Consider the following 13070-nt stretch of genomic DNA (forward strand, 5'->3'; position numbering starts at 1 on the left):
TTAATTGCTCTTCGCGCCTTGCTCAATCAGCGACTGAACGTCGGAAACGGTGAACGACCCTGGTTTCTGACGTGGCGGGAACGCCTGGAAGCTTTGCAGCATCTCGCCAACGTACTTCTGCGCACCGCCCAGCAGGAACAGGCGGCTGTAGAACCAGTTGTTGTAGTCCATACCGGTATCGCCTTTCTCAAGCGGGTCGATCTCGAGATCGAAGATCATCGGCACGCGCAGTTTAGTAAACGGATAACGCCAGACGTCCATGCCGGTATGTTCCTGAATCATAAAGTGCGCTTTCCAGCGGCCATAGCGGATCGCCAGCAGGTCACCGTCATCGCTCCAGTAGAAGAACTCTTTACGCGGGTCTTCACCTTTGCCCTGCAGGAAGTCGAGCTGGTTATAGCCGTCCAGGTGAACCTTGTAGGTCATGGAGGTGGTTTTGTAGCCTTTTAACAGCTGCTGTTTGATGTCCGGCACGCCCGCAGCGGCTACCAGGGTTGGGAACCAGTCATTACTGCCGAAGATATCGTTAATGACCGTGCCCGGCTTGATATGCCCCGGCCAGCGAATCATCGCCGGGACGCGGAAGCCCCCTTCCCAGCCGGTATTTTTCTCACCGCGGAAAGGCGTCATCCCGGAGTCAGGCCAGGTGGCCAGCATCGGGCCGTTGTCCGTGGTGTACACCACGATGGTGTTATCTTCGATGCCGAGATCTTTAATTTTCTTCAGCACCTCACCTACCGTCTTATCATGCTCAACCATGCCGTCGGCATAGGTGCCAAGCCCTGTCGCCCCGACACTGGCATCTTTCAGGTGCGTTTTGTTGTGCATGCGGGTGGTGTTGTACCAGGTAAAGAACGGCTTACCGGCTTTAACCTGACGTTCCATAAAGTCGTTATTGGCAGCCAGGGTCTCATCATCCACCGTTCCCATGCGCTTGATGGTGAGCGGCCCGGTATCTTCCACTTTGCCATCCGCGGTGCTCTTAATCACGCCGCGCGGGCCAAACTGTTTACGATATGCCGGATCTTTCGGGTAATCCGGGTTCTCAGGCTCTTCTTCGGCGTTGAGGTGATAAAGGTTACCGAGGAACTCATCAAAACCGTGGGCGGTGGGCAGGAACTCATCCCGGTCCCCGAGGTGGTTTTTACCGAACTGCCCGGTGGCGTAGCCCAGCTGCTTAAGGATAGTGGCGATGGTCGGATCATCTTTACTGATACCCTGCGGTGCGCCCGGCATCCCCACTTTACTCATGCCGGTACGGAACGGCATCTGTCCGGTAATAAAGGACGAGCGGCCCGCTGTAGAGCTCTGTTCGGCATAATAAGAGGTAAATTTGGCCCCCTCATTGGCAATGCTGTCGATATTAGGCGTCTTATAACCCATGGTGCCCTGGTTATAGGTACTCAGGTTCCAGTACCCGACATCGTCACCAAAAATAACGACGATATTAGGTTTGGAGTTATTTTGCTCTGGGGCAGTGGTGGATTTTGCGGGGGCGGCATAGGCTGCACTGATTGCACTTGATGCAAGGGTGAGCATACTGGCCAACACTGTCCGCTTAAAGGGAACGGTCTTCAGCATGGTGAAACTCCTTTGATTAGATGCAAAAAACACAGAAAGCAAAAGATAAAACGGTGTGTTTGCGTCTAATTAATAGTGTGAAAGCGCCCGCTATTTTTGGTGATTTATGCCGGAAAAAGAACCGCTAAGTTGTTTATTATTAAACTTTAAGCAAAAAAACCGGCCCAAAAATCAATGCCGAAAAATGGTATTAACAAAGTGGAATTCAGGCTTTACCTGAAACAGATAAAGCACAACCTTAGCGTGCTGAAAATAAACAGGGAAAGGTATTCGTTTAACCCCATTTATTGATCGAATAACGTTATAAATAATGGTCGTTATTTATTTACCATTATTAAAGCGGTATCGTTTTAATATGCCTGGTGGGTCGCTCGCTGATTTAAACATATGCGCCTGATTTCACAGGCGCTGTGTACATTGCCCGGCAGTGCTCCATCTGCACAGGCCTGCAAGATCAAAAAACTTCCACCATCACCCTCTCCAGAGCTTCCCGCTCCTCCCCCGCCAGCGTCCGCAGCGGAAAAGGCAAACACGGCGCCGCCACACGCCCTCGCAACTCCGCCACCGTCGCAATCACCCGCAAACTCCCGTACCGACGGAAGAACGCCCATAACGGCGCCAGCGCGTTATTCAGCTGCCGGGTCTCCTCCCTGTCCCCCCGAAGCGCCGCCTGCGTCAACCGCAGGCAATAATCCGGGAACAGCCCGCCCAGCACCGAGTACCAGACGTCGCATCCCGCCAGCAGCCCGGCAGCCGACTGCGCATCCCCGCTGATGCCAATCGTCACCCCCGCTGCCACCTGGCTTTTCAGCTTCGCCACGCGCGCTGAAGCAGCCGCCGGATCGGCGGGCAGATCGCCCAACTTGATGGAACCCATATGGGGTAAAAATGACAGCGTCACCAGCAGCTCATCGGTAAACTCAAAACCGCTGGTGGCCGGATTGTCGTAGATACAGAGCGGAACGGAAATCTCACCGCAGACGCGCTCGTACAGAGAGAACACCTCCTCTGCCGTCAGTTTCTGGTAACAGAGCGGCGCCAGCAGCAGGCCGCTCACCCCGGCCTTTTGCGCATCCTCTGCCAGCCTGATCACCTCCTCCGCATTGACGCTGCCGACACTGGTCATCACCGGCACCCCCGCGGCAGCGCTCACCGCCAGCCTGGTGGCAGCAAAACGCTGCTCCCGGGTTAAATAGGCATAACTCCCGGTAGAACCCAGCGCGCCGACGGAATGTACCCCCGCCTCCGCCAGCGCCTCAATCAGCGTAACTAAGGCGTTTTCATCAATCTCACCCTTCACCAGCGGCGTCAGGGGAAATGCGCTCAGACCTGTAAACATGCTGCATTCCTTATAAAATTAACGGCCATATTTTCGTGAACCCACCACGCACAGAATCACGCCCAGCGTCACAAAGAGCATCAACGGGCTGACCGCCTCACCCAACAGCGTGGCGGACAACCCCAGCCCGAGAAAAGGCTGCAACAGCTGAAGCTGCCCGACGGCGGCAATCCCACCCCGGGCCAGCCCTTTGTACCAGAAGATAAACCCGATCAGCATGCTGAACAGCGACACATAGCCAAGCGCGACCCAGGCTGAAACCCTTGTCCCGTGCAATGATGCAGGCATTGTCAGCAGCGCGGCAACCACCATGAAAGGTAGCGCCACGATCAGCGCCCAGCCGATCACCTGCCAGCCGCCGGATTCCCGGGTGAGCGCGGCACCTTCGGCGTAGCCCAGACCACAGACGATCACCGCCGCCAGCATCAGCAGATCGCCCGTCAGCGAGAGCGAGACGCTCTGCGCGAGGGCAAACCCTACCACCAGCAGACTGCCCAGCACCGAAAAGATCCAGAACGCCCTGGCGGGGCGCTCCTTGCCGCGCAGCACCGCGAAAATAGCGGTCATCAGCGGCAACAATCCGAGGAACACAATCGAGTGGGCGGCGGTAACGTGCTGCAACGCCAGGGCGGTCAGCAGCGGAAAGCCGATCACCACGCCCAGGGAGACAATCATCAGCGGCACAATCCGGGCGGCGGGCGGGCGTTTTTCCCGCAATCCGAGGATCAGGATCAGGGCCAGCGCCCCGGCAATGGAGGCCCGGGCAAAGGTCAGGAAAAAGGGATCAAAATCCTGTATGGCAATCCGCGTGGCGGGCAAAGAGCCGCTGAAAATCACCACCCCCAGCAGGCCGTTCAGCCAGCCCGAAAGCGCCTGTTTATCCGTTGCACTGTCCATCATTCCCACCTTATTCATTAATGGGTTGAGCCTCTGATGGCCGGATGGTAGTCTCGCCAGTTCAGTACAATCAAATTATTGTCATGGATACATTTGGTGAAGGCCCGCTACAAAGAGATTGTGGATCGCTACGCGCAGCTGATCCGCTCTGCAACCCTGACGGCAGGCACCCGGCTGCCCACGCACCGGATGCTTGCCACCCGGGAACATATCTCGCTGGCCACCGCCACGCGGGTTTATGCCGAGCTGGAACAGATGGGGCTGGTCAGCGGAGAAACCGGACGGGGCACCTTCGTCAGGGAGATCCTGTTACCCTCAGGCCAGGGGATCGATCAGCATGCGGTTGCTACCGACGTGCTGGATCTGAACTTCAACTATCCCGCCCTGCCGGGTCAGGGAGAGCTGCTGCGGGAGGCGCTCAGAAAGATTGCTGGCCTGGGTGATATTGAATCGCACCTGCGCTATCAGCCCCATGCAGGCAGGCAGACCGAACGGGAGATCGTGGCCGCACATCTCGCCGGGCCGCATTTTCAACCCGCGGCGGACAACGTGCTTATTGTGAACGGGGCCCAGCATGGCCTGACGATCGCCCTGCTGGGGCTGCTCCGGCCCGGCGACGTGGTGGCGGTAGACGCCCTCACCTATCCCGGCTTTAAGGCGCTGGCGGCCCTGTATCATCTGGAGCTTATCGCCATTCCGGGAACGGAAACCGGCCCGGATCTGGCCGCGTTACGCCAGATCTGTCAGCGGCGGCACGTGCGCGCAATTTACACCATGCCCACGCTGCATAATCCGCTGGGCTGGGTGCTGAACCGCCATCAGCGTCAGGCGCTGGCGAACATTGCCCGGCAGCACGATCTGCTGATTATCGAAGACACCGCCTACAGCTGGCTGATCCGCCGCCCGCCACCGCCTGTCGCCTGCTTTGCCCCTGAACGAACGGTGTATATCACCGGTTTTTCAAAAAACGTGGCGACCGGCCTGCGGGTGGGTGCGGTGGTCTGCCCGTCTGACCTGCGCCCGGCGCTGGAGAGGGCCATCCGGGCCACCACCTGGAATACGCCGTCGGTAATGACCGCCATGGTCTGTCACTGGATCCAGGACGGCACCGTAGCCCGCTTTGAAACCCTGAAAAGGCGCGATGCCCGACAGCGGCAACGGGTACTGAAAGCGGCGCTGGGGGATCTGCCCTGCATTACCCATCCCGGCTCTTACTTCGCGTGGCTGCCGCTGGCGGATGAGGCCCGGGCCGATCGGGTGGTAAAGACGCTGATGGACGCCAACATCTCGGTCTCCACCGCAGAACCTTTTTCCACCTCCGGCACGGTACCGCAGGCGATTCGGGTCGCTCTTGGATCGGTGCCGGTTGAGACATTACGCCACGCCTTGCAGAAGGTTAAAGCGGCGATAGAACTGGAACAGAGCCGCTAAGCCGGGCGCAAAAAGAGACCTCCCCGAGCTTCGGGGGGGGTAAGACTTGTCTTAATTGTGCAGCGGCAAGGAATTATTTTACGGTCCTGTAAACACGCCTCTTCGCCCTAAAATTATTCGCCAGATATATAAGGCTCGCTAACTTATTTATTAGCGAGGATATATTTCCACTCTTCCCGGTAACAAATTTAAATAGCTTACTATGGATGAAAAAAACGCACCGGGAGGCTTATTGACGTTTTACCCGTTCTGTCTACATTTATTCGTGCACGCATTTGAGAAAATTAGTTTTTCTCAAAAGTATCTCAACGAAAAACTGGAGACATGTTATGGCTAATCATCGAGGCGGTTCCGGCAATTTCGCAGAAGACCGGGAGCGTGCATCCCAGGCGGGCCGTAAAGGCGGACAGAGCAGCGGCGGTAACTTCAAAAACGATCCGCAGCGGGCATCCGAGGCGGGGAAAAAAGGCGGACAAAATAGTCGCGGTGGCGGACGTAAACCCGCGGCCTGATCTGCGGCGATATATTTCCCGCTGACGGCGATATGTCAGACAATATATTCACGGACGTACCGAGCGGCAATTTTGCCACACCATGCAAACGCAGCCCGATATATTATACGGAGGTTATGTTATGCATTTGAGAAGACGAGTTCGTAACGCACGCAATAATCATCGCACCCGTGATGATGTCGGCTGGATAATTCCGGCGGATGCAGAGTGTACACGTTCACCGGATAGCGGTAGCCCGGCGTTCAATATCGTCGGCGGACAAGACGCTGGCAGTGACGTGAGGCTCAGTCAGCGTCAGTCATACCTGGTTAACGCCATGGCGCGTCGCGATCTGAAGTAATCAGCTGTTAAGTAATGCAACTTTTGTTGTGCTTATTGTTTGCCCGGCCTTCCCCGCCGGGCTTTTTTATGCCGCGCTTAGCGACGCAGCGGCAGCCCGGCGGTCTCTTTTGCCCCTAACACCGTCAGGAAGGTGATCAGTGCCGCCGCCATGACAAACAGCGCAGGTGAGAGCGGATTGCCGCTTTCAACGATCAGATACGTTGAGAACCACGGCGTGATGCCACCAAAGAACGCCACTGCCAGGTTATAGCCGATGGCGATGCTGCCATAGCGAATGCGGGTGGGAAAAAGCTCCGCCATGGCCGCACTGCTGGCGCCGTCAAAGGCGGCGATACAGATCCCCAGCAGCAGCATCGCCAGTAACCCGGATCGAACATCACCCTGCGCCATCACCTGCATGGCGGGCCAGGTCAGGAGAACAAACCCGATACAGCCCGCCAGCATCAGCGGCCTGCGGCCAAACCTGTCCGACAGGCAGCCCATCAAGGGCACCATCACCGCAACAGCCAGAAGGCCAAGGGTGGTGATGAGATAGGCCTGCTGCGTCGGGTAGCGCAGCGTCGTTGTCAGATAGCCGGGAATAAAGGCCTGTAAAAGCCAGTGCCCCACTGCTTTAATCACCACAAAACCGATGCAGAAGCTCAGCGCGCGCCGCTCGGTGGCCAACGCCGTGTGCAGCGGTGCGGCTTCTGTTTTATGGCTTTTCTGCAGCGCCAGGAATTCAGGGGAGTCCTCAAGATGGGTACGCAGGTAGAGGCCAATCCAGCCCAGCGGCCCGGCGAGTAAAAACGGGATACGCCACCCCCAGTCGTTCATCGCCGCCTCCCCCAGTGCAGCAGTGAGCAGCAGCACCAGGCCCGAGGCGGCCACAAAGGCCAGAAAGCCAAAATTATCGATCCAGCTGGTGAAATACCCCCGGCGATCGGCGGGAGCATACTCGGCCAGAAAGGTGGTGGCCCCTGCGCTCTCGCCCCCGGCGGCAAAGCCCTGAACCAGACGCACCAGCACCAGCAGCGCTGGGGCGAGCAGCCCCACCTGCGACCAGGTGGGCAGGAGCCCAATCAGAAAGGTGGCCCCGGAGGTCAGCAGAATCACGGTGGCCAGTACCCTGCGGCGTCCGATACGGTCGCCGAGGGAGCCAAAAAACAGCCCGCCCAGCGGACGCATCACAAACCCGGCGCCAAACACTGCAAATGACGACAGCAGCGCCATCACCGGATCGCCCGCCTGAAAGAAGTTCATGCCAATAAGGGCGGCCAGCGTGCCGTAAAGGCCAAAATCGAACCATTCGACAAAATGGCCGACGCCCGTGGCAAGCAGCACCTTGCGCAGATTACGCGCCACAGGCATCCCTTAACGCTTCTTTGGCATCATGCGCAGCAGGGTGTTGTCTTTCCAGTAGTAGTGGTGAAGCAGCGCGGCAAAGGCGTGGATCCCGATAATGAAATAGCCCAGGTTCGCCAGGGTGACGTGCCAGGCTTTCAGCGTATCCACCAGATCGAAATTCGACTCGGCGGCGTGCGGCATTCCCAGCCCAAAGGCAAACCAGGTGTTGCCCCGGTTATACATCATCACCAGGCCTATCAGCGGCAGGGCAATAAACAACAGATAGATAGCGAGGTGGCCGAGGTGGGATAAGCCGATATACATCGGTTCAGGCTTTGGCACGATCGGCGGTGCCGGATACTTAAGGCGCACCAGCAGACGCGCCACCATCAGCACCAGAATGGAGATGCCGCATGACACATGGATCATGTTAATCAGCGGGCGGGCGCTGCGGGGGAAAAAGCCGCGAAACTCCATGGCACAGTAGGCCACGATCACCAGCAGAAAAACCAGCCAGTGAATTGTTATTTGCAGGCCGGTGTATTTATTGCGCATAGTCTTTCCTGAACAGAAGGCGAAAAAACGTAAAATACCCAGCTTCAGTTAAAAATTCATTAATTATTGTCCCCGACTTTTCAAAAACTTCCGCGCAGATGAGCCATCTTCAATTGCCTCGCTGGGCTTCATGGTCTAATCCTGGAGAGGTTCATCATCCCGTCCGTCCACACAGGAGAACATCATGAGTAAGATTGGCATTAATGGTTTTGGTCGTATTGGCCGACTGGTTCTTCGTCGGTTGCTGGAAACGCAGGACAGTAATAGCGTGGTGGCGATTAACGATTTGACGTCGCCAAAGGTGCTGGCCTACCTGTTAAAACATGACTCCAACTATGGCCCCTTCCCCTGGAGCGTCGACTTTACGGAAGACTCGCTGATTGTCGATGGCAAATCCATTTCGGTTTACGCCGAAAAAGAGGCGAAAAACATTCCGTGGAAAACCGCTGGTGTGGATCTGGTAGTGGAGTGCACCGGGTTCTATACCTCGCAGGAGAAATCCCAGGCCCACCTGGACGCGGGCGCGAAAAAAGTGCTGATCTCCGCCCCCGCTGGCGAGATGAAAACCATCGTCTTTAACGTCAACGACGACACCATCGAGGCCAGCGACACCATTATCTCTGTCGCCTCCTGCACCACCAACTGCCTGGCGCCGCTGGCGAAAGTCCTGCACGACGCCTTTGGCATCAAGGCCGGCACCATGACCACCATCCACGCCTATACCGGCACCCAGGCGCTGGTGGACGGGCCGCGCGGCAAGGATCTGCGCGCATCCCGCGCCGCAGCGGAGAATATCATTCCGCACACTACCGGCGCGGCGAAGGCGATCGGGCTGGTGATCCCGGCGCTGAGCGGCAAGCTGAAAGGTCATGCCCAGCGCGTGCCGGTCAAAACCGGCTCCGTGACCGAGCTGGTTTCCATCCTGGAGAAAAAAGTGAGCGTGGATGAGATCCACCAGGCGTTGAAAAAGGCCACCGAGGGCAATGAGTCCTTCGGTTATACCGATGAAGAGATTGTCTCGTCAGACGTGATCGGGTCGAACTTTGGGTCAATCTTCGATGCCACCCAGACGGAGGTCACCGAGGCAGGCGACGTCCAGCTGGTAAAAACCGTGGCCTGGTACGACAACGAATATGGCTTTGTCACCCAGCTGGTACGAACGCTGGATAAGTTTGCGGCGCTGTAATGGGATCGCGGACAGCCTGGCTGTCCGCAACCTGTGAAACTGTTCAGGGTTTCATTCCGTTAACCCTGTTATAACAAACGCTTTCCAGAGAGGGAGCGTTATCATGGAAGCACTGAGCCGCGAAACACTAGAACAAAATATGGCGCACGTCGTGAGCCGTTCATCCACCTTCAGCATCTGGCCCGATAATGAAGCCCCGGGCGCGCGCACCAGCGACGCCGTCTTCACCCCAGAACCCCGCCACACCGGCACCTCCGACTTCGATCGTGCCGTCACCGGCATTCGCGCGCCAGAGGTAACCGTCTATACCCCGGACAAACCTAACGGAGTTGGCATTCTGGTGGCGCCGGGCGGCTCTTATCGTCGCGTGGTGCTGGATAAAGAGGGCAGCGCGCTGGCCTCCTTCTTTAATGCTCGCGGCTACACCCTGTTTGTGATGACCTACCGCATGCCGGGCGACGGTCATGAAGAGGGTGCCGACGCGCCGCTGGCGGATATCCAGCGCGCCATGCGAACGATCCGCGCCAGTGCCGCAGAGTGGAAGCTGGATCCGGCGCGCATCGGGGTGCTGGGCTTTTCCGCGGGCGGCCACGTGGCGGCGAGCCTCGGCACCCGTTATGACGACGCGGTTTACGCCCCGCTCGATGCCACCGACGCGTTTTCTGCCCGTCCGGCTTTTATGGCGCTGGCCTATCCGGTGATCACCATGCAGGGCGAACACTACCACCCGGGCTCGCGTCATGAGCTGATGGGCGATAATCCCACCGACGCGCACATCCGCCGCTATTCGCTGGAAGAACGGGTTACCCGCGACGCCCCGCCGACCTTCCTGCTGCATGCCGCTGACGACCCGGCGGTAAAGGTTGAGAACAGCCTGGCGATGTATACCGCCCTGCGCCGTCAGGGGGTGCCGGTTGAGATGCATCTGTTCGAACGGGGGAAACACGGGTTTGGCATTCGCGATGCCCAGGGGCTGCCGGTGGCCGTCTGGCCGGAGTTAATGATGAACTGGATTGCGAGCAAGGTGTAAGCAACACGGCAAAGCGAGTGAGGTGAACGGAACAAACGCCTGAGCCACACGATCCCCTCACCCTAACCCTCTCCCCAAAGGGGAGAGGGGCTCGTCCGTGCGTATATTTTTTTGTGGGGCTCCCTCAGCCCACAGGGGTCAGGGTGAGGGCATCACGACTGCAAATAGACTACCTGGGTCTGGAGATACTCGTGCAGGCCGTGTTTCCCGTCTGCACCGCCGATCCCCGATTTACGCCAGCCCGCATGGAAACCCTGCATCGCTTCAAAATTCTCGCGATTGATATAGGTTTCGCCGAACTTCAGCCCTTTAATGGCTTTCATCGCCACGTTCAGATCCCGGGTATAAATGGAGGACGTCAGGCCGTAGTCGCTGTCGTTGGCCATCTTCAGCGCCTCTTCCAGGGTGTCGAACACCACCACCGGCAGCACCGGCCCGAAGGTCTCTTCGTGCATGATGGTCATATCCTGGCGCACGTCGAGCAGCAGCGTCGGCGGATAGAAATAGCCCTTGCCTTCCACCGCCTTGCCGCCCAGCACCACTTTTGCTCCCTGCTCAACCGCCAGGGCCACCTTCTGCTCAACGCGCTCCAGCGCCGCGGCGTTGATCAATGGCCCCATCGCCACGTCGTTGCGCTCGGCCGGGTTGCCAAACTGTACCGCTTTCATCGCTTCGCCCAGACGGTTGGCAAAACGGTCGTAGATGCCCTTCTGCACATACACACGTTCAGCGCAATTACAGACCTGCCCGGTGTTGATCACCCGGGAGTCGACAATCGCCTTCACCGCCAGCTCCAGATCCGCATCGTCCATTACGATGGCCGGGGCTTTACCGCCCAGCTCCAGACACACTTTGGTGATGTTTTTCGCGGCGGCGGCCATGATCTTCTCCCCGGCGGCCACACTGCCGGTCATGCTGACCATCGCCACCTTCGGGTTGCCCGCCAGCTCCTGGCCCACGGTTTCGCCCCGGCCCAGCACCAGGTTAAAGACCCCTTTCGGCAGGCCAATTTCATCAACGATTTTGGCAAAAGCGATGGCGTTGTTCGGGGTGAATTCGCTTGGTTTAATAACAATGGTGTTGCCGGTCAGCAGCGCAGGCGCCAGCTTGCGGGCAATGAGGAAGAACGGGAAGTTCCACGGCAAAATGCCGGTGGTAACGCCCAGGGCGCGTTTGAACAGCAGAATGTTTTCACCCGGACGATCGCTCTGGATGATCTCGCCCTCGTAGCGACGCGCCCACTCCGCCATATAATCGAGATAGTCAGCGGTAAAAGAGACCTCTACCTCGGCGAGCTGCTGGATCTTGCCGCCTTCGGCGACGATCAGGGCGCTGATCTCACTGGCGCGCTCACGAATGCCTGCCGCGATTTTACGCAGCCAGCCCGCACGCTGGATGGCAGGCAGCGCCTCCCAGGCGTCCTGGGCGCGCTCGGCAGCGTCGATCGCCTTGCGGGCATCTTCTGCGCTGCCGTCAGGAATACGGGAGATCACCTCTTCGGTGGACGGGTTGATGACATCAATCCAGGCATCCCCTTGCCAGGCGACAAACTGTCCATCGATATACATAGGATGTTGTACGGGTACTGTCATGACGCGCTCCTGTAATTACACTGTATTTAACACGTAAAATTATTGTTAAAAACTACAGTTCCCGGCCTTCAATCCCAGCGTATCGTGCTGTTTTTGTGAGATATCTCATAAAAGAAACGGGTCAGCAGGGGCAAATCATTACATCCCGACAACATTAGGTTGCCCGTTTGCGTGAAACTCAGCGCAAACGGGCAACGGAATTACAGCAGCGCGCGGCTGGCCAGCGCTTCGGTGAGGACGGCGTCATTGCGCAGGATCTGCCAGGCAGCCTCCACCTCGGCCGGGATATCTACATGCACGATAAAATCGCGACCAAGAGGGCCATAGCCGTTAATGTCATCCCGCAGGCGCGGCAGTTCGCCCAGTACCAGCGACAGATAGCGCTCAACGGGCCACAGCCCCGCGCCACCGCCGCGGAACACCAGGCCGTCATCGCTGTTTTCCAGCTGCGGCACGATCCCGGGATGGCTGGTCCAGGCCGGGGCATCCGGCTTATCACGCCAGACACGGGCAAAGGTTGCCATGGTCCGGCGCTGCATGGTGGGGTCCTGCACCACAATCCCGCGCTTCACCGCCAGATGATGATGTTGAATCATCGTCGCGCTGAACCGGGCGTTTTCACCGCAGTTGGTGGACTGATCTTCCACCAGCAGGCGCCCGGGCGGAATGTGCCAGAACTCACGCGCAATCTCCGCCAGGATGGTGGCTTCGGCCTTGCCGGTGGTGCGCACCCGGTTATAGCGCGGATGTTGCGCAATGGCGGCATATAAAAAGGTGGTCGAGTGGCCTATCCCGCCACTTATCAGCAAAGGTACGGCAAGCTCCGACGCCAGACGGCAGGCCGCGTCGATGGCGGGGATCACCCCATTACCGGCCAGCACCACCAGGTCGGCCTGCAACGCGGGCGGATTGTAAGGCAGGTTATCTTCGGCAAGCCAGCGGCCAACGGTGTTCACCGCGGCCAGGGTTTTGTCCGGCAGGGATGGGAAGATCGTGAGAGTCATCGTTACCTCCTTCCAGCGAGTATGTTCAGGGTAACGCGCGGGCCGTCGCTTACCAGAGGAGCACTCTGAAAGAAAATCGGGGGTTACCTTATAAGAATAGTCATTAAACTGAAATAACCAGAAACGTCCAAAAATCAGCCGGTTGCACCTGCATCATATCCTGCAACTTAAGCCATTCGTAAAATTAAGCGCCATAAATATTGCGTTCAGGAGCACCGATTGCTGCTTATTTCGCCGTGATCTGACCACTTTTAGCCTTTCACCGCTTGCCAAAT

At 57.9% G+C, this 13070-nt stretch carries 12 protein-coding genes; 5 read left to right on the forward strand and 7 right to left on the reverse strand.

The window, feature by feature from the left end:
• From MXM41_RS02745 to MXM41_RS02755, 3 genes are all read right to left on the reverse strand, one after another.
• Nucleotides 1-1581 carry an arylsulfatase gene (locus tag MXM41_RS02745; RefSeq protein WP_325929767.1) on the reverse strand — a complete coding sequence of 527 codons (1581 nt, stop codon included), beginning with the start codon at nucleotides 1579-1581 and terminating at the stop codon, nucleotides 1-3.
• A 454-nt stretch (nucleotides 1582-2035) separates the two neighbouring features.
• Complete coding sequence (locus MXM41_RS02750) at nucleotides 2036-2920, reverse strand: dihydrodipicolinate synthase family protein (RefSeq protein ID WP_325929768.1); 885 nt, start codon at nucleotides 2918-2920, stop codon at nucleotides 2036-2038.
• Between the two features lie 18 nt (nucleotides 2921-2938).
• The gene (locus MXM41_RS02755) at nucleotides 2939-3820 is read right to left on the reverse strand and encodes a DMT family transporter (protein WP_325930827.1); all 882 of its coding nucleotides are present in this window, start codon (nucleotides 3818-3820) and stop codon (nucleotides 2939-2941) included.
• 93 nt (nucleotides 3821-3913) lie between these two features.
• On the opposite strand from MXM41_RS02755, the gene MXM41_RS02760 reads away from it, so the two are divergent.
• The 3 genes from MXM41_RS02760 (at nucleotide 3914) to MXM41_RS02770 (ending at nucleotide 6100) form a co-directional block, all read left to right on the forward strand.
• Nucleotides 3914-5248, forward strand: coding sequence for a PLP-dependent aminotransferase family protein (locus MXM41_RS02760; protein WP_325929769.1), 1335 nt, complete (start codon nucleotides 3914-3916; stop codon nucleotides 5246-5248).
• 329 nt (nucleotides 5249-5577) lie between these two features.
• Nucleotides 5578-5760: a general stress protein gene (locus MXM41_RS02765; RefSeq protein ID WP_103179772.1), complete on the forward strand. Its 183-nt coding sequence runs from the start codon at nucleotides 5578-5580 to the stop codon at nucleotides 5758-5760.
• Between the two features lie 121 nt (nucleotides 5761-5881).
• Nucleotides 5882-6100, forward strand: a complete 219-nt coding sequence (locus tag MXM41_RS02770; protein WP_325929772.1) for a hypothetical protein — start codon at nucleotides 5882-5884, stop codon at nucleotides 6098-6100.
• 77 nt (nucleotides 6101-6177) lie between these two features.
• Here the strand turns inward: MXM41_RS02770 and MXM41_RS02775 are convergent, their stop codons facing one another.
• Nucleotides 6178-7452 (reverse strand): MFS transporter, encoded by a 1275-nt coding sequence (locus tag MXM41_RS02775; RefSeq protein WP_325929773.1) that lies wholly within the window; start codon nucleotides 7450-7452, stop codon nucleotides 6178-6180.
• Nucleotides 7453-7455: 3 nt separating this feature from the next.
• Nucleotides 7456-7983, reverse strand: coding sequence for a cytochrome b561 (cybB, locus tag MXM41_RS02780; RefSeq protein ID WP_325929774.1), 528 nt, complete (start codon nucleotides 7981-7983; stop codon nucleotides 7456-7458).
• 184 nt (nucleotides 7984-8167) lie between these two features.
• On the opposite strand from cybB, the gene gap reads away from it, so the two are divergent.
• Both gap and MXM41_RS02790 read left to right on the forward strand, forming a co-directional pair.
• Nucleotides 8168-9169: a type I glyceraldehyde-3-phosphate dehydrogenase gene (gene gap, locus MXM41_RS02785; RefSeq protein WP_325929776.1), complete on the forward strand. Its 1002-nt coding sequence runs from the start codon at nucleotides 8168-8170 to the stop codon at nucleotides 9167-9169.
• 103 nt (nucleotides 9170-9272) lie between these two features.
• Complete coding sequence (locus tag MXM41_RS02790; RefSeq protein WP_325929778.1) at nucleotides 9273-10199, forward strand: alpha/beta hydrolase; 927 nt, start codon at nucleotides 9273-9275, stop codon at nucleotides 10197-10199.
• Nucleotides 10200-10351: 152 nt separating this feature from the next.
• On the opposite strand, the gene aldA is transcribed toward MXM41_RS02790, so the two are convergent.
• Nucleotides 10352-11791, reverse strand: a complete 1440-nt coding sequence (aldA, locus tag MXM41_RS02795) for an aldehyde dehydrogenase (RefSeq protein WP_325929779.1) — start codon at nucleotides 11789-11791, stop codon at nucleotides 10352-10354.
• A gap of 200 nt (nucleotides 11792-11991) precedes the next feature.
• A complete protein-coding gene (locus MXM41_RS02800) occupies nucleotides 11992-12795 on the reverse strand; it encodes a YdcF family protein (protein WP_325929780.1) in 804 nt (267 codons plus the stop codon).
• Nucleotides 12796-13070: the final 275 nt, after the last annotated feature.

This window comes from Leclercia adecarboxylata (genome assembly GCF_035787115.1).
GTDB lineage: Bacteria > Pseudomonadota > Gammaproteobacteria > Enterobacterales > Enterobacteriaceae > Enterobacter > Enterobacter adecarboxylatus_E.